We start from the raw sequence: 16455 nt of genomic DNA, 5'->3' as shown, positions 1-16455 counted from the left end.
CGGCGATGAAATTCACCGGTCGGCACTGGATGGAGCTGCTGCGGCGCGCGCGGGAAGACGCGGAGCCGTACCCCGCGGCCGCGCTCTATCCCTACGCCTCGGCGGTGCACCGGCAGTGGCTGGCGCCGCGCCTGTTCGAGGCGCGCCGCGACCGGCTGCTGCTGGCATCTGCGGCCTTCGTGGCGCCGCCCGTGCTGGCGCGGCTGGGTGCGGAAGCGCGCGACGATGCCATGGTCGGGCAGCGGCTCGCGCGCAATCCCGCCGCGCCAGCGGATTGCCTGGCTGCGCTCTGGCCGCGGGCGCGCAGCGAACGCATGCGACTGCTGCTGGCGCGGCACGCGCATATGCCGCGTGCGGTGCTGGCGCAGATCGCCGACGACACGGCGCAGGAGGAGATCCTGTGCGCGCTGTGCGAGAACGCGGGCGTCGCCGCGGACGTGCTGGCCGCGCTGCAGCAGCGGCACTTGCCGGTCCTGCAGCGGCTGCTGGCCATCAACCTGGCCACCGGCGAGGCCACCTTGCAGGCTTTGTGGCGCGATGCAGGCCAGGGGGACGAGGGGGACGAGGGCAACGGCGTAGCGGTGCGAGCCCAGATCCTGTTGCATCCGCATTGCCCGGACAGCCTGCTGCAGGCATTGCCGGCATCGGCGCTGGAGCGGCGCTGCCTGGCGCAGCAGGCGCGGGCCCCGGGGACGCTTCTGCGCCAGCTCGCGGCAGATGCCGATCCCGCCGTACGTCGTGCGGCAGCGGCGCACCCGGCCATACCCGCCGATGCCTTGCTGGCATGCTGCTTCGACGGCGATGCCGGTGTGCGCCGCGCGGTGGCGGGGCGCAAGGACCTGGCGGCGCGCATGGCGGGCTGGCTGCTGGAGGACACCGACCCCTGGGTGCGCCGCACGGTGGCACGCAACCCCGGCTGCCCGGTGGACTGGCTGGTGCTGGCCGCAGCGGATCCAGAGCCAGAGGTGCGGCGCTGCGCGGCGCGGCACCCGGGCTGTCCTGCGGGACTGCTGGAGCGGCTGGGCGCGGATCCCGTCGCCTGGGTACGGGCCGGCGTGGCCTACCGCGATGACCTGCCGTTGCCGCTGCTGCGCCGCCTTGCACGCTGCACGGACGTCGACGTACTGGCGGGCGTGGCACGTCATCCCGGCACCTCGCCCGCGCGGCTGGCGACGCTGGCGGCCCACCCGAGCGCCGATGTCCGCCGCGCCGTGATCCTCAACCGGAAGGCGCCGCGTGGCGTGCTGCTGGTGCTGCGTCACGACGGCTACGCCTTGCACCGCGCCATGGTGATCGAGCATCCCAACCTGACGGACGCGGACCGTTGGCGCATGCGCGGCGACCCCGACGCGCAAGTCCGCTTCCGCATCTTCGGCCATTTCGCCCGGCTGGCGGGCATGCGCGCGGCGCCGGCGCGGCGCCAGGCCATGCCGCGAGCCATACAACAAGCAGCGCAGACGATGGAGACGATATGAAGATACTGGTGACGATCAAGCAGGTGGCCACGCTGGACGAGGACTTCGAGATTCGCGACGACGGCCGCGACATCGATCCCGACTTCCTGGTGCACGACCTGAACGAGTGGGACCACTACACCCTGGAGGAGGCCATGCGCCTCAAGGAGGGGCCGGGCGGCGAGGGCATCGAGGTGATCGTGGCCACGGTGGGCCCGGACAGCGCGGACGAAGAGTTGCGCAAGTGCCTGGCCAAGGGCGCCGACCGCGCCATCCGCGTCTGGGACGATGCGCTGGAGGAATCCGACCCCATCGCCGTGGCGCGGGTGCTGGCCGCGCTGGCACGCCGCGAGTCCGCCGACCTGGTGTTTGCCGGCGTGCAGGCTTCCGACCACGCCTTCGGCGCGACCGGCATGGCGCTCGCCGGGCTGCTGGATGCGCCCCATGCGGCGGTCGTTGCGACGCTGGAATACACCCCGGGTGATGGCAAGGCAACGGTGCGGCGCGAGCTCGAAGGCGGCACCTATGCCGCGGTGAAGATCGACACGCCCGCCGTGCTCACGCTGCAGCTCGGCATCAACACGCCGCGCTATGCCTCCTTGCGCGGCATCAAGCAGGCGGCCTCGCGGCCGATTGAAGTGGTGTCGCCGGAAGACATCGGCCTTGCCGCCGGCGAGGCTGGTGCGGCGGGCTCCCTGTCGCGGGTGCGGCGCATGTACGTGCCGGAGAAGGGCCGCGCGCAAATGATCGGGGGCACCCCGGCCGAGCAGGCGTCGCAACTGGCAAGGATCATCAAGGAATACAGGGGAGAAGCATGATGACGGGCATTCTGGTGGTAGGTGAGCATCGCAAGGGCGAGCTGCGTCCGGTCAGCCGCGAACTGGTCGGCCTGGCCGTCAGCCTGAAGGCGGCAAGCGGCGAGCCGGTGCGGGTGGCGGTGATCGGCGCCGATCCGGGGCGCTACGCCGAGGCACTGAAACTGGCGGGCGTGGATGAGATCGTGACGGTGCAAAGCGCGGACGATGCCTTCGATCCGGAAGTATATGAAGCGTCGGTGCGCGCGCTGATTGCTGCCGGCAAGCCGTCGCTGGTCTTGCTGCCGCATAGCGTGGATACGCTGGGCTATGCGGCGCCGCTGGCGGTGCGTGATGGCCATGGCTTTACCACCGACGTGTTCAAGGTCGAGCGCGATGGCGATGGCTGGGTGGCCACGCGTTCCGGATACGGCCAGAAGGTGAACGTCGAGATGGAGTTCCCCGATCGCGCCACCGTGGTGCTGACGGTACGGCCGGGCTCGTTCAAGCCGGTGGAAGCGGCCGGGACACCGGCGGTGTCCAGCCAGGCGGCACCGCAGGTCGCGCCGCGCAGCCAGCACCTGGCCTTCGAAGAGCCGGCCGGCGGCGACGATGTGGACATCCCGGGCGCGGACTTCATCCTCTCGATCGGACGCGGCGTGGGCGAGGAAGACAACGTCGAGCAGTTCAAGGAGCTGTCGGATTCGGTGGGCGCCACGCTGGGCTGCTCGCGGCCGATCGCCGATTCGGGGTGGCTGCCGAAGTCGCGGCAGGTGGGGCAGTCGGGCAAGACCGCCGCCAACTGCAAGCTGTACGTGGCGATGGGCATCTCGGGTTCGGTCCAGCACATGGCCGGCATGAAGCATGTGGACACCATCATCGCCGTCAACACCGACCCCGAGGCTTCCATATTCACGATTGCGAAGTACGGCATCGTGGGCGACATCTTCGATATCGGCAAGGAGCTGCGCAACCATTTCTGAGGTGGATGGTGCAGCAAGCCGACGGCGGGAACCTGCCGGCGGTGACCTTCCTCGCCCGGTTGCACCCGCCCTCGGCCCGCATGGGAGAGGGCCCGGGTGAGGGGGGTATGGCAAGGCGCCAGCCGGACCAGAGCGCCGCGGCATGGGGAGCAACAACAAGCCACCAACAGTACGCCACCAACAATACGCAGTCGATGCAGCGCAAACATTCCTTGCCAAGGATCAAGCATGAAACTGTCCTCGCAATCCTGGTCCAGGGCCTTCGCCTCGGGTTGCTTGCTGGCCTGCGGTGCAGGCGCGGCCCCAGGCGTCTTCGCGCAGGAGGAGCCGAAGCCGCCCGCCAGCCCCCATACCTTCAGCGCCAATGTCGCGCTGATGAGCAACTACGTCTTTCGCGGCATCACCTACACGCAGGACCGGCCTGCCTTGCAGGGCGGCTTCGACTACGCGCACGATAGCGGTCTCTACGCTGGCGTCTGGGCGACCAACGTCAGCAGCAAGGCGATCAACGGCGCCAGCCTTGAGATGGACCTGTATGGCGGCTTTACCAAGTCCTTCGGCGACTGGCGCTTTGATGTCGGGCTGCTGCAGTTCTACTATCCGGAAAACCCCAAGCTGCCGGGCTCGGACGAGAAATACAACACGCTGGAACTGTACGGCGCGGTCGGCTGGAAGTTTGTGACCCTGAAATACTCCAGCACGCTGACCGACTTCTTCGGCTTCAACAGCGCATCGATGGGGACCAACCAGGGCAGCTCGCATGGCAGCGGCTACCTGGAGCTCAACGCCGATGTCCCGCTGCCGGAAGACTTCGTGCTGGGGCTGCATGTGGGCCGGCAATGGGTGCGCAACTACGGCGCCTTCAACTATACGGACTGGCGCGCCGTGGTCAGCAAGAGCTTCGGCACCGGCTGGACCGTCTCGTTGGCCTACACGGGGACGAATGCCGATCGCAGCCTGTGGGTGGCCGACGGCAAGCGGCTGGGCACCGCGCACTGGATACTCGGCCTGAAACGCGTGTTCTGAGCACTGGCTGCCATGGAGCGGGGCGGCGGCAGGCTAGGCGGCCGGCGCGATCGGCTCGGCCACGCCAACCCGGTGGATGAGGCGGCTGCCAAAGGCGCCGGCATCGCCGGCGGCCACCACGGGGATGTCGTGCAGTGCCGCAATCCGCAGCAGGCGTTCGAGCCGGATCCGTGCCATGGCGGCCTGGTCGACCCCGATGCGCCAGAAGTCGGCGAGCAAGGCCCACGTGGGAAAGGGCTCGCCGTCGCGACTGGCGGCCGGGGTAAGGTCCACGCCGACACGCACGCCACGGCTGCGCAGGCCGGCCAGCGTGGCTTCGAGATCGGCCAGTCCCGGGTCGACCTGTTGCGGCAGGAGCAGGTCGACCCGGGTGGCGCCGGGCTGGCCCGCGATGGCAAGCAAGGCGCCGTGTATCCCTTGCAGTATGGCCGCATCGAGCGGTACGACATCGATGCACAGGCACAGGCGCTGCTGCGGCTTCAGATGAAGACGGGCCTCTGCGAAGATGGCGAGCAGATAGCGCTCGACCACGGCCTGCAGCGTGCCGGCGCGGCACGCATGCAGGAACATGTGCTCGGCAGGAATCAGGCCGGCGCGTGGGCTGTGCCAGCAGGCCGTGCCTTCGGCCCAGCCCGGCTTGTCGCCGAGCGGCCTGACCTGGGCCAGGCTGACCTGCAGGCGCAGCGTGTCGCAGGCACGCGCAAATTCACTGGCCGAGCGTCGCCAGGCTTGCGCGACATGCCTGGCGGACTCGCCGGCGAAGGCGTAGCGCACGGTGCCGCTTGCGGTCTGCCAGCGGGCCGAATACACGGCGTGCAGCGCGTCGCGCAGCATGGCGCGGGCGTCGGTGCCGGCCTCGGTGCTGAATGCAATGCCCAGCCTGGCGCTGATGGAAATCGAGGTGCCGTCGAGGTCGAAGGGCGTGTCCAGCATGCCGGCAATGGTGTCCACCAGGGTCAGCGCGGCGATGACGCCACCGAGCTGGCGGTCTGCCGGTGCGCAGCCGGCGGGGGCTTCGGCGCAGGCGGCCGCGTCGCCACGGGTTGGCGCTTCCAGCGCGAGAATGGCGAACTCATCGCCGCCGCTGCGGCCGGCGGAGATGCCTGGCCCGCACCACGCCGCGAGCCGCTCCCCGAGCCGGCTCAGCAGCTGGTCGCCAAACGCGCGGCCGTGCCGCTCGTTGATCCGCTTGAGATTGTCGACGTCCAGGCACAGCAGCATGAAGGTCGCGCCGTACTGCAGCGCAAGATCGACGCGATCGAGCAGCAGGGCACGGCTCTTCAGGCCGGTGAGCCGGTCGCGCAGCGGCTCCCGCTCGGCACGTTCCTCGTCGCGCTTCTGGCTGCTGATGTCGGAGATAAAGCCCTCGATCGCCAGCAGGGTGCCGTTGCCCGCGTAGATCCCGCGGCTGCGCTCGTCGACCCATTTCTCCTGGCCGGCGCGCGTGCGGATGCGGTAGCGCAGGTGGAAGGCCTTGCGCTGCTCGAGCTGGCTCTGCACGTAATCCCAGACATAGGCGCGGTCTTCAGGATGGATCAGTTCGTCGTAGGACGGGTGGTTGAGCAGGTCGACCGCTTCCAGGCCGGTCAGTTCGAAGCAGCCATCGCTGACGAACTCCATGGTCCAGCGGCGGTCGTTGCGGCAGCGGAAGGCCATACCCGGGAGATGGTCCAGCAGGGTCGACAGGCTGCGGTCGCGTGCGCGCAGCACGTCTTCGGCGCGTTTGCGGGAATGGATGTCGGTCATCATGCCGGTGGTGCCGCTCACCTGGCCGTGCCCGTCGAAGCGTGGCCGCAGCCTGACTTCCACCCAGCGCTGCTGCCCGTCATGGCGGATCAGGCGGGTCTCGTAGCGGCAGGCATCGCCATGCTGCGAGAGGATCGTGAGAAACTGCTCGCGGTTGAGCGCCTGCTCGTCCGGGTGGACGTAGCGGAACAGCGGCGTGTGCAAGCTGACGTGCACATCCAGCATGGTGATGGACTTCCAGGCATGATTCAGGAAATCAAAGGCAGCCTCGGCGTCGGTCTCGAAGACGATGTCCTCGAGACCGTCGATCAGCGCACGGTAGTCGTGAAGGGGCGGGATCGGGCCAACGCCGGGGCGCGGCACCGCGGCGGCGGCAGGCCGGCCCGGCGCGCGCCGGTTGGTGGCCGCGGCCGCTACCACCAGGCCGAGCGCGCCGCCGAGGCACGCCACGGCAAGCGGTGTACTGGACGGCAGCCAGCCCATGGTGGCGCCGATGGCATAGCCACACGCAGCGGCTGCGCCGGTCAGGTACAGCCACACGGTCAGCATGATGCTCCCCTCGCGTGGAACCTGTCCGCATGCAAGACGCGCGTACGCTTTGCATGCGAACAGACCCTGGCCGCGCTTGTCTCCTTTTATATTCCCGCGTTCCTTCGTTATGCTGGTAATCGAACGCTCTGGGCTGAATGCGCGTTGCGACCCAAGGTGAACCCATGAATCTCAATTCCGTACCCGGCAGACGCGCCCCGCAATCATACTTGCTTTTCCTTGCCCGGCAACAGCGCGCGGTGCGGGCCTGGGCCGTGGTGATCACCGTGGCGGCGCTGGCGGCGCTGGCGCTGATGGTGCAACCCATCCTGACCGCGGCCTGGTCCAGCGAGGCGGTGAGCTTCCTGAGCAAGGCGGCCGAATTGCGCCAGCGCGGCAGCGGCTTCGACCAGCGCAACGAAGCCGGACGGGAGGGGCGCCAATGGCTGGCGGAAACGCGCCGGCTGCTGTCCGACCCGCCATTCGGCGCGGGGCTGGCGGACGAAGGGCAGGCCCATGCCTACGGTACGGTGTCGGCAGTCATGCCGGTGCTTGAGCAGGCGGCCGTCGATGTATCCGAGGCCTTGCAGCGCCACTTGCGGGTGGATATTGCGGTCCGCATTGCCTTGCTGATCGTGGCCGCCGGTGGCGTGCTGATCGGCCTGGGGATGCGCCGCCAGGCGCGTGAGGCGCGCGCGCCGGCAGGCGACATTCCCGCGGAGCGCAAGGACCGCTGGCTCAGCCTGCTCGAGCAGGTGATGACAGCGCTGTCCGGCGAGTCGCTGGGGGCGCAGGCCTTGCGCAATGTGTGCGAGGCGGTGGCCGACGGGCTCCAGGCGCGCGCCTGCTGCATCTGCCTGGACGACGAGACCAGCGAGGCGCTCGAACTGCCGGAAGTCGTGCACGCCGGGGAGCTGGGGTGGGCGCAGGTGGAGCGTGTGCGCGCGCTCACGGTGGCGGGCCCGCACATGGTGTTCGAGCTGGCGGAGCAGGGCGGGCACGCCGAGGTCGGGCTCGCGGTGCCGATCAGCGACGGCAAGGAGCGCTACGGGCATCTCTTCGTGCTGTTCCGGACGGCGCAGGACTGCCAGGCGCAAGGCAGCCAGATCGGCGAGGCGATCGGGCGTCACCTGTCCCTGGCGATCGGCAACTTCCGGCGCATGCAGGAAGGGCGCCGGGTAGCGCTGATCGAGGAGCGCACGGCCATGGCGCGCGAACTGCACGACTCGCTGGCGCAGTCGCTGTCCTACATGAAGATCCAGGTCAGCCGCCTGCAGACCCTGGCCGACCGAGGGGACGCGCGCGAGGGCCTGGAGGCGACCGCGGAAGAACTGCGCGACGGCCTGAACGGCGCCTATCGCAAGCTGCGCGAACTGATCACGACGTTCCGCACGCAGATCAATGTGCAGGGCCTGGCCGCGGCGCTGGAGGAGGCCCTTGATGAGTATGGCGCGCGCAGCAGCGTGGCCATGACGCTGGACAACCGGCTCAAGGGCTGCCAGCTCAGTGCCAACGAAGAGTTCCATATCGTGCAGATCGTGCGCGAGGCCCTCTCCAATGTCGTGCGCCACGCGGGTGCATCGCAGGCCACCGTGAGGCTGCTGCCGGAGGAGAATGGCGCGATCGCCATCGTCATCGAGGACGATGGCCTGGGCTTCGAGCCGGCCGCGGATCCGCGCAACCAGCACGGCACTGCCATCATGCGCGAGCGCGCATTGAGCCTGGACGGTGCGTTGTCGATCAGTCCCAGGCCGGGCGGCGGCTCCTGCGTTTCGGTCCACTTCCGTCCGGTGCGGCAGCCTGAGTGGTGAGCGTCAGCGCACAATCGGGAAAACCCCAGTCGCGCTGGCATGCGCTGACGCCTTCCCCAAAACCGGGGATGCCGGTAGTATCTCCGTTGCTCTCGCAAACAACCGCCGATACAGGCGGCAATGCGTCCCGCAGAAGTATCAGGCCGGATCAGGAACCGGCCGCGTGGCTGCAAAAAATACGGAGACAACGGCCATGGAAACGAGCAACACGGTTCTGGTCATCGACGATCACGCCTTGTTCCGCAAGGGTCTCGCGCAACTCATCGGCATGGACCAGGACTTCCGTGTCGTCGGCCAGGCCTCCTCCGGCGCGGAGGGCGTGGACATGGCAGTGCGCATGCAGCCGGATGTCATCCTCATCGACCTGAACATGCCGGGCATGAGCGGCATCGAGACCATCGGCGCCTTGCGCGAGAAGCACGTCGACTCCCGCTTCATCATGCTGACAGTATCGGATAACGAACGCGACGTGGTTTCCGCGCTGCGCGCCGGAGCGCATGGCTACCTGCTCAAGGACATGGAGCCGGAAGACCTGTGCGACTGCCTGCGGCGCGCGGCGAATGGCGCCTCGGTGCTGAGCGATTCCGTGACCGGCAGCCTGATGGAGGTGGTCGCGTCCAACCAGCGCGTGCCCGCCGCCCAGGCTGACCTGACCAGCCGCGAGTCCGAGGTGCTGGACTTCCTGGCGGAAGGCCTGTGCAACAAGACCATCGCCCGCCAGCTCGGCATCAGCGTTGGAACCGTCAAGGTGCACGTCAAGCACGTGCTGTCCAAGCTCAATCTTCACTCCCGGCTCGAAGCCGTGGTCTGGCGGCACGGGCAGCAGAAGCCGCGGCACTGAGCTAGTCCCCCCAGCGCAAGTCAGCACCGCCTGCCGCGCCGCGCGGCACGGCGGCGTTCGCGCTCTCGTCCCCTCGCACTACGCGCATTTTTCCGCCAAGTATGCCGGCCGCGCATGCCTCTTTGTAGGTATCTCTCCTTTGGATTATTGTGCCGGCCCCGCGCCCCTCCAATAATCCAACGCACATGTTCGTGCGGTCCTTTCCGTATGTGGACATGAGGCTCGAATCAGGCGTGCATTCCGACGCGCCCACCACAGGAGGATTCATGACGACCGTCGGCCAAGCGAAGGTGAGTTTTCGTGCCCGCAGCATCCGCTGGGGCTTTATCTGGGCGCTGTGGTGTGCGGTCTTGTGGGGTGCGTGGTACGTGCCCGGCGCCGCGGTGTGGAAGGAGGCGCCGTTCGCCGCCATGGACATGGCCAACCCGCGCCAGTTCCTGACGGCGGCGGCGGTTATCACGACCTTCAACGCATTCTCGGTGCTGCTGTTCCTCTTCCTCTGGCTGATCGTGCTGGACAAGTTCAAGGACTTCGGCCGCACGCTGGTCCAGGTGCGGCGCATTTCCAAGTGGTACTTTGCCGCGGCGATCTTCGGTGGGCCGATGGCCATCTTCGGCTCCTTCCTTGCCATGGGCTACGTGGGCGCGGTGTTCGCCGCCATTGCCGGGCTCTTGTATCCCATCGTCGGCGCCAGCATCGCCCGCGTCTGGTACAACGAGAAGATTACGATGCGTGCCGCGCTGGGCATCCTGGTCATTATCGGCGGCGGCGTGGCAATCTACGCGCCCGGCATCCTCGGCGAGCTTTCCGGCGCGTCCGGCAAGCACACGTCGTGGCTGGGCTACCTCGGCGGCGCCATGGCGGCGCTGGGGTGGGGCGTCGAAGGGGCGCTTGCCGGGCGCGCGCTCGATGTCACCGATCCTGACTGCGGCATCACCGTGCGCTTCACTGCCGAGGCCCTCTACTGGCTGTGCCTGGTCCTGCCGGCGCTGGCACTGTTCGGCGACATCGACGTGATGCGCATGATGGCGCAGACCTGGAACCTGAAGGCGATGACCTGGCTGCTGCTGGCGGGCATCACGTTCGGCTTCTGCTACGTGTCCTGGTACAAGTCCTTTCCGCTGATCGGCGTCGGCCGGGGCCAGGCCATCGCAGCGCTCTATGGCGCCTTCGCCGTGGTGTTCCTGGCCGCGTTCACGCTGCAGTTCCCGGCGTGGAACTTCCTGCTGGGACTGACGCTGGTGGTATCGGGCGCTTTCCTGATGTACACGGAGAAGAGCGACGTCCTCGAAGTGGTCCGTGCGCTGTAACCCGTTCTGGACATGTGGGTGGTTCTCAATCGGGAGATGAGAGATGGCGAAGGTGCATATCAAGGGATTCATACTGCAGCAGATCGCGGGGACGGACGGCATGTGGGATAGCGATATCGCCGCCTCGGTATGCCGGGAGTACGGCAAAGGGGGAAACTACTGGGCCGGATCCGTGCGGGTCATCCTGACCGACCTGTATTCGGGCGGGCTGCTCACCAGCGTGGAGGAGAAATTCGACACCTGCGCCGACAAGATGCGATTCCGCTTCCGGTTGAGCGATTTCGGCCGGCAGCGCATGCGCGACACGGGCTTGCTTTGACAGCGGCGCAGCACCGGTGCTGCGCAACCACACACTAGGAGATTGCCATGTCGGATTTCTGGGGCTATGCGGGCGCCGATGTGCTTGCCATTGTCATCATCACGGCGCTGAGCCTGGTCGCGCTGTACCACGCCAGGACGTTCGTGACGAAGATCTAGAGATTGAAAGCCGGCATGTCGTGCAGGGAAACGGAAGACCTCGATGTGCTTGCCCGCGCGGCTGCCGCCGCCACGCGCTACCGCCAGGCGGCAGGCGCGGCGCGGACGTGGCCGGCCACTTCCTATGCGGACTGCCGCGAGGCCTGGGATGCGCCCACCCCGGAAGCCGGCACGCCGGCGGACGAAACCATCGAGGCCCTGCGCGCACTGGCCGAGCCCGGCCTGCTCGCCACCACGGGCCCGCGCTTCTTCGGCTGGGTGGTCGGCGGCTCGCATCCGGTCGGGGTCGCCGCAGACTGGCTGACCAGTGCCTGGGGACAGAATTGCGCCAACCATCGCGGCGCGCCTGCGGGCGCCGCAGCGGAAAACACCGCGGCCCGCTGGCTGCTCGACATCCTGCGCCTGCCGGGTACCGCCTCGGTCGGCTTCGTCACCGGCGCCACCATGGCCAATTTCGTCTGCCTCGCGGCTGCGCGCACGCAGGTACTGCAGCGCGCCGGGTGGGATGCCGAGACGCAAGGCCTGTTCGGCGCACCGCGCATCCAGGTGCTGATCGGCGCGGAGGCGCATACCTCCGTCTACGCCGCGCTGCGCCTGCTCGGCTTCGGTAGCGCGTGCGTGTCGCGCGTGCCGGCGGGCCGTGACGGTGCCATGCGTGCCGCTGACGCGCAAGCCGCGCTGGCGGGCGGTGCGGGCCCCGCCATCGTGATCGCTCAGGCCGGCCACATTCATACCGGCGCCTTCGATCCGGTCGCGCAGATGCTGCCTGCCATCCGCGCCCGCGGCGCCTGGCTGCACGTGGACGGCGCCTTCGGCCTCTGGGCCAGGGCCTGCCCTGAAACCGCGGCGCTGGCCGCCGGATTCGAGGCGGCGGACTCCTGGGCGACCGACGGGCACAAATGGCTGCAGGCCCCCTATGACAGCGGCTACGCCATCGTCGCGCACCCCGAGGCGCACCGGCGTGCCATGACTGCCGCCGCCAGCTACCTGCCGCTGGCGGATGGCGATGAGCGCGATCCCTCCCACTACGTGCCGGAGCTCTCTCGCCGCGCGCGCGGCTTCGCCACCTGGGCCATGCTGCGCCACCTGGGACGCACCGGTGTTGCCGGGATGATAGCGCGGCACTGCCGGCTGGCGCGCCGGCTGGCAGCGCGGCTGGGGCAGGAAGCCGGCATTGCCGTGCTGAACCGCATCTCGCTCAATCAGGTGCTGCTGCGCTTCGGCCCGGAGGAAGACCCCGTCGCCGCCGACCGCCTGACCCGTGCCGTAGTCGCACGGGTGCAAACCGCGGGTGAATGCTATGTCGGCGGTGCCGACTGGAGGGGCCGGGCCGTGCTGCGGATGTCAGTGATTTCCTGGGCCACCACGGAGGAGGACATCGACCTCGCGGCCGGGAGCATTGTCAACGCGTGGCGGGCTGTGGCCGGAGAAGACCGGTAGCGCGTTTGCTCGGCCCGTCGTGACCGATAAAGCAGCGAAAAATTACGGTCCAAGCGTTCAACCAACCAACTAACCAACCAACCAACCCCGTGCTGGCTTCACGCGACCTAATGAAGCTTGGGCCGATGCGCCACACCAAAACGCACTGACAAATCGTCGAGACGCTTGTCCAGCGTCCATAGCTGCGCACCGGGTGTGATCAGAGTGGAAGCCAGCAATGAGACGTCCACCAGGCCGCAACCCAGTCCATACAATTTCTCGAGTTCGATAAACGCCATTACCTCTGCCAGGCTCGCCTGCTTGGCGGGCTGCAGCAGTCCGATGTCGCCGAGTGTCCGGGCGCGTGGGGCTGGGGGTGTCCCGCAAGCCAATTCCAACAGGACCATAGGGTGGGTCGTCCTCACTGGCCGCAGAACTTAAATAATTTCATCTTAGTGAAATAACTTGACGGGCGCCGGCAACGTCAAGGCTCACGGACACGGTGCCCTGCGAACTGTACTGCAGGCTTCGACAGTAATGGTCTCCCCTTGCACGTCGCTGGAGACGAAGCTTACCCACACGGGCGAGAATACGATCGATCCCACCGAGAACTTGCCTCAAACGATCAACGTAGACCAAACCGGCCGGAAATAAAGGCCTTGACTCGGCCGTCACACAATGTGCGGAGACCCGCAAATTCTGTCACTTCGGAATCTGCCTGGAACCCGCGCCGTATATAGAAGTGCCGGCGAGCCGCCCACAGCTGGCAATCTTCAACCCTTCAGATACATATTCAGCCGTTCCGCGGCGTTGCGCAGGTGGATTTCCGCGGCTGCCGCAGCGCGCGCCGGATCGCCGGCGGCGATGGCGTCATAGATGGCCTTGTGCTCTTGCTGCACGGCCTCGATCAGGTCTGCATGCTGCGCCTTGGTGTTGCTGCGTGCCTGCCGGATGACGCGCCTTGCCCCATGCTCCAGGTGCTCCGACAGCGCCCGGAAATGCGGGTTGTGCGTGGCGTCCACGATCGCCTGGTGGAAAGCAAAGTCCTCCTCATCGCCCAGCCGGTCGTTGGCGATCTCGTATTCCATTCCGATCAGTGCGCGCTTGATGCGCTTGAGGTCTTCCGGCGAGCGGCGCATGGCGGCGAACCGGGTTGCTGCCACTTCGATCGTCACCAGCAGTTCCATCACCATGGCCAGCGAGTCCTTCTCGTCAATGGTGACGTCCTGCATCCGAAATGCCTGCTTCTGGCTGCGCTCGGTGACAAACACGCCGCTGCCGGCCCGTGACGAGACCAGTCCCTCTCTCTTGAGTTGCGAGAGGGCTTCGCGGACCACCGCGCGGCTGCACGAGAACTGTTCGCAAAGATCGCGCTCGCTGGGCAGCCGGTCGCCGATTGCGAACTCGCCGGCCTGGATGGCTTGCGTGAGCCGCGACGCAATCTCGTCGGGCAGGTGCTTGGGCTCGGGGTAGAACGATGTCCCTTCCGCGCGTTTGGGTGTCTTCAGCACTTGGGCAGATCCTCTCGACGTCATGATTCTTCTCCCTCGGCCGGGCGCTCGGTTCCTTGCATGGATCGGTGTGTAATTGGTCCTACAGGTTAATGTAGCATGCCCCGCGCGCTACATTCCGGGAAATTGCTTTCCCCGTGGAAACCCTAGATCCGCCAATACGGCATTGACTGTGTCTGCCGGACTTCTTATATTTCACTGGTCTGACCACTTTTTATTGTTGTCAGGCCACTTCCGCCAGAACATCACAATAGGAGACAACCATGAGCGGTAGCCGTATTCCCAGTCGTCTTGTCGCTTGCGCGGCCCTTTCGCTGCTGGGGGGCGCCGCAAACGCGGCTCCGGTCAAGATTGCCATCGTCGAGACGCTGTCCGGCCCGCAAGCCTCTACCGGCCTGATGTTCCGTGCCGCTGCGCGCTACGCGATCGACAAGATCAATGCCGCCGGGGGCTGGAACGGCGAACCGCTGCAGCTGGTGGAGTACGACAACCAGGGTGGTCCCGCCGGCGCCGCCGACAAGCTCAAGGCCGCCATTGCCGATGGCGTGCAGATCGTGGTCCAGGGCGCATCGTCGGCGGTATCGGGCCAGCTGACCGAGGACGTGCGCAAGTACAACCTGCGCAATCCGGGCAAGGAGATCCTGTTCCTCAACGTTGGCGGCGAAGCGCTCGAGCTGACCGGCGAGAAGTGCCACTTCTACCATTTCAAGTTCGCCACCAACGCCGAGATCCGCGTCAAGGCGCTGGTCGGCGCGATGAAGCCGCTTAATGCGCTCGGCACGCGCGTGTACTCCATCAACCAGAACTATTCCTGGGGCATGGACATGGAGAGGGCGATCGCCAAGGACGCGGCCGCGGGCGGCTACCAGGTGGTGGAGAAGACGCTGCACGACGTCAACAAGGTGCAGGACTTCTCGCCTTACGTGGCCAAGATCGCCGCGACCAAGGCCGATACCGCGATGACCGGCAACTGGTCGAACGACTTGCTGCTGCTGATGAAGTCCACCAAGGCGGCGGGCCTCAAGACCCGCTTCGCCACGGTGTTTCTGGACCAGCCGGGCAATCTCGGCAACGCCGGCGAGGTGGCGCTCGGCCACTATGTCGCCCATCCGTTCAACGCGGAAGCGGGCGGCGCCGAGGGCGAGAAGTTCGCCAACGACTTCAAAGCCAAGGCCGGGCATCTGCCCGCCTATGTCGAGCCGCAGGCGGTGTTCGGCATCGAGATGCTGGGCCAGGCCCTGAAGACGGTCAAGCCCGAGAGCGGCAAGCTCAACGTCACCGCGCTGGCCAAGTCGCTGGAGAAGGCCACGCTCAAGGGGCCGCTGGGTGAGCTGAGCATGCGTGCCGACGACCACCAGGTGCTGCTGCCGATGGTGGTGTCGGTGGTCAGCAAGGATGCCAGATTCAAGGTGGACGGCACCGACATGGGCTTCAAGCCGGTGAAGGCTTTCCCCGCCGCGGAAGCCGCCACGCCGCCGCAGGCCAGCTGCAAGATGCAGCGCCCGGCCTAGGCCTCTTCCCCCGCGTCCGCGGCCCGTCCGGGCCGCACCCGCCACGCGCGCACGGGCTGGTCCCGGCGCGCGGCGGCCCGGTTCGTCCCCAGGAAGCGCACATGGAATACTTCATCGTCTCGCTGCTCAACGGCGCCATCTACGGCCTGCTGCTGTTCATGGTCTCCGCCGGCCTGACGCTCATCTTCGGCATGATGGGCGTGCTCAACTTTGCCCATGCATCGTTCTACATGCTGGGTGCCTACCTTGCCTTTTCGCTGCAGGGCGTGATCGGCTTCTGGCTCGCCATCGTGGTGTCGCCGCTGCTGGTGGGACTGGTCGGCGTGGCCGTGGAGCGTTTTTTCCTGCGCCGTGTCCATCACCACGGCCATGCCCACGAGCTGCTGCTCACGTTCGGCCTGTCGTTCATCATCGCCGAACTGGTCAAGCTGTTCTTCGGCAACTTCCCGGTCGACTACCGGGTGCCCGCGTCGCTGGATTTCGCCGCGTTCCACGTGGGCGCGTCAACCTACCCGTTCTACCGCGTCTTCATGGGCATCGTGGCCGTCGCGATGTTCGTGGTCATCTACCTGCTGCTGACCCGCACCCGCGTCGGCATCGTGGTGCGCTCGGCCATCTATAAGCCGCGCATGGCCGAGGCGCTGGGCCACAACGTGCCGCTGGTGTTCATGGGCGTGTTCGGCATCGGCGCGGCGCTGGCCGGCCTGGCCGGGGCGGTGGCGGGCGCCTTCTATACCACCAACCCCAACATGGCGCTGGAACTGGGCGTGCTGGTTTTCGTCGTGGTCGTGGTGGGCGGCCTCGGCTCCCTGGAGGGCGCCATGGTGGCTTCGCTGCTGATCGGCCTGATGACGGCGCTGTCGGTCGGCGTCGACCGCAGCCTGGCCGACCTGCTGGCGCTGGTGGGCGCGGGCGACTGGGCCAGGGATGCAGGCGGGCTGCTGACCCTCAAGCTGTCCAGCCTGTCGGCAACGATCCCCTTCGCGCTGATGTTGCTGATCCTGTTGTGCCGCCCGTCCGGCCTGATGGGCGAAAAGGAGTAAG

13 protein-coding genes and 1 pseudogene are annotated in these 16455 nt (G+C 67.3%); 11 read left to right on the top strand and 3 right to left on the bottom strand.

Annotated elements, in window-relative coordinates; translation table 11 throughout:
• The first annotated feature begins 5 nt into the window (after positions 1-5).
• From ACAD63_RS33875 to ACAD63_RS33860, 4 genes are all read left to right on the top strand, one after another.
• Positions 6-1475 (top strand): hypothetical protein, encoded by a 1470-nt coding sequence (locus ACAD63_RS33875; protein ID WP_434035048.1) that lies wholly within the window; start codon positions 6-8, stop codon positions 1473-1475.
• Positions 1472-2272: an electron transfer flavoprotein subunit beta/FixA family protein gene (locus ACAD63_RS33870; RefSeq protein WP_434035047.1), complete on the top strand. Its 801-nt coding sequence runs from the start codon at positions 1472-1474 to the stop codon at positions 2270-2272. The genes ACAD63_RS33875 and ACAD63_RS33870 overlap by 4 nt, the downstream gene beginning before the upstream one ends.
• The gene (locus ACAD63_RS33865) at positions 2272-3231 is read left to right on the top strand and encodes an electron transfer flavoprotein subunit alpha/FixB family protein (RefSeq protein ID WP_434035078.1); all 960 of its coding nucleotides are present in this window, start codon (positions 2272-2274) and stop codon (positions 3229-3231) included. Before ACAD63_RS33870 ends, ACAD63_RS33865 begins: the two co-directional genes overlap by 1 nt.
• 228 nt (positions 3232-3459) lie before the next feature.
• Positions 3460-4257 carry a TorF family putative porin gene (locus ACAD63_RS33860; RefSeq protein WP_135706837.1) on the top strand — a complete coding sequence of 266 codons (798 nt, stop codon included), beginning with the start codon at positions 3460-3462 and terminating at the stop codon, positions 4255-4257.
• A 33-nt stretch (positions 4258-4290) separates the two neighbouring features.
• On the opposite strand, the gene ACAD63_RS33855 is transcribed toward ACAD63_RS33860, so the two are convergent.
• The gene (locus ACAD63_RS33855; protein ID WP_135706836.1) at positions 4291-6552 is read right to left on the bottom strand and encodes a PAS domain S-box protein; all 2262 of its coding nucleotides are present in this window, start codon (positions 6550-6552) and stop codon (positions 4291-4293) included.
• Positions 6553-6761: 209 nt separating this feature from the next.
• Between ACAD63_RS33855 and ACAD63_RS33850 the strand changes: the two genes are divergently transcribed.
• From ACAD63_RS33850 to ACAD63_RS33830, 5 genes are all read left to right on the top strand, one after another.
• Entirely contained in the window at positions 6762-8342 is a 1581-nt protein-coding gene (locus ACAD63_RS33850) for a histidine kinase (RefSeq protein WP_434035046.1), read from the top strand.
• A 193-nt stretch (positions 8343-8535) separates the two neighbouring features.
• Positions 8536-9183 (top strand): two-component system response regulator NarL, encoded by a 648-nt coding sequence (gene narL, locus ACAD63_RS33845; RefSeq protein WP_135706835.1) that lies wholly within the window; start codon positions 8536-8538, stop codon positions 9181-9183.
• A 266-nt stretch (positions 9184-9449) separates the two neighbouring features.
• Positions 9450-10493, top strand: coding sequence for a DMT family transporter (locus ACAD63_RS33840; protein ID WP_135706834.1), 1044 nt, complete (start codon positions 9450-9452; stop codon positions 10491-10493).
• Positions 10494-10536: 43 nt separating this feature from the next.
• On the top strand, positions 10537-10812 hold the full coding sequence (locus tag ACAD63_RS33835) for a hypothetical protein (RefSeq protein ID WP_195428677.1): 276 nt from the start codon (positions 10537-10539) through the stop codon (positions 10810-10812).
• A gap of 173 nt (positions 10813-10985) precedes the next feature.
• The gene (locus ACAD63_RS33830) at positions 10986-12410 is read left to right on the top strand and encodes a pyridoxal phosphate-dependent decarboxylase family protein (protein ID WP_135706832.1); all 1425 of its coding nucleotides are present in this window, start codon (positions 10986-10988) and stop codon (positions 12408-12410) included.
• A gap of 107 nt (positions 12411-12517) precedes the next feature.
• Here the strand turns inward: ACAD63_RS33830 and ACAD63_RS33825 are convergent.
• Together ACAD63_RS33825 and ACAD63_RS33820 are read right to left on the bottom strand one after the other, a co-directional pair.
• Positions 12518-12805: pseudogene (locus ACAD63_RS33825) on the bottom strand (VapC toxin family PIN domain ribonuclease); the annotation flags it as partial.
• Positions 12806-13162: 357 nt separating this feature from the next.
• The gene (locus ACAD63_RS33820) at positions 13163-13900 is read right to left on the bottom strand and encodes a FadR/GntR family transcriptional regulator (RefSeq protein WP_240746028.1); all 738 of its coding nucleotides are present in this window, start codon (positions 13898-13900) and stop codon (positions 13163-13165) included.
• A gap of 263 nt (positions 13901-14163) precedes the next feature.
• Between ACAD63_RS33820 and ACAD63_RS33815 the strand changes: the two genes are divergently transcribed.
• Both ACAD63_RS33815 and ACAD63_RS33810 read left to right on the top strand, forming a co-directional pair.
• Positions 14164-15411 (top strand): branched-chain amino acid ABC transporter substrate-binding protein, encoded by a 1248-nt coding sequence (locus ACAD63_RS33815; protein ID WP_434035045.1) that lies wholly within the window; start codon positions 14164-14166, stop codon positions 15409-15411.
• A gap of 101 nt (positions 15412-15512) precedes the next feature.
• Complete coding sequence (locus tag ACAD63_RS33810) at positions 15513-16454, top strand: branched-chain amino acid ABC transporter permease (protein ID WP_135706829.1); 942 nt, start codon at positions 15513-15515, stop codon at positions 16452-16454.
• Position 16455: the final 1 nt, after the last annotated feature.

It is taken from the genome of Cupriavidus sp. a3, assembly GCF_051015765.1.
GTDB lineage: Bacteria > Pseudomonadota > Gammaproteobacteria > Burkholderiales > Burkholderiaceae > Cupriavidus > Cupriavidus oxalaticus_A.
This window is presented reverse-complemented; position numbering and strand designations above follow the sequence as displayed.

Bases quoted from the DNA above. Each gene is read 5' to 3' on its own strand.
- narL (WP_135706835.1), top strand. From the start codon at position 8,536: ATGGAAACGAGCAACACGGTTCTGGTCATCGACGATCACGCCTTGTTC.
- ACAD63_RS33815 (WP_434035045.1), top strand. From the start codon at position 14,164: ATGAGCGGTAGCCGTATTCCCAGTCGTCTTGTCGCTTGCGCGGCCCTT.
- ACAD63_RS33855 (WP_135706836.1), bottom strand. From the start codon at position 6,552: ATGCTGACCGTGTGGCTGTACCTGACCGGCGCAGCCGCTGCGTGTGGC.
- ACAD63_RS33835 (WP_195428677.1), top strand. From the start codon at position 10,537: ATGGCGAAGGTGCATATCAAGGGATTCATACTGCAGCAGATCGCGGGG.
- ACAD63_RS33865 (WP_434035078.1), top strand. From the start codon at position 2,272: ATGACGGGCATTCTGGTGGTAGGTGAGCATCGCAAGGGCGAGCTGCGT.
- ACAD63_RS33870 (WP_434035047.1), top strand. From the start codon at position 1,472: ATGAAGATACTGGTGACGATCAAGCAGGTGGCCACGCTGGACGAGGAC.
- ACAD63_RS33875 (WP_434035048.1), top strand. From the start codon at position 6: ATGAAATTCACCGGTCGGCACTGGATGGAGCTGCTGCGGCGCGCGCGG.
- ACAD63_RS33860 (WP_135706837.1), top strand. From the start codon at position 3,460: ATGAAACTGTCCTCGCAATCCTGGTCCAGGGCCTTCGCCTCGGGTTGC.
- ACAD63_RS33840 (WP_135706834.1), top strand. From the start codon at position 9,450: ATGACGACCGTCGGCCAAGCGAAGGTGAGTTTTCGTGCCCGCAGCATC.
- ACAD63_RS33830 (WP_135706832.1), top strand. From the start codon at position 10,986: ATGTCGTGCAGGGAAACGGAAGACCTCGATGTGCTTGCCCGCGCGGCT.
- ACAD63_RS33810 (WP_135706829.1), top strand. From the start codon at position 15,513: ATGGAATACTTCATCGTCTCGCTGCTCAACGGCGCCATCTACGGCCTG.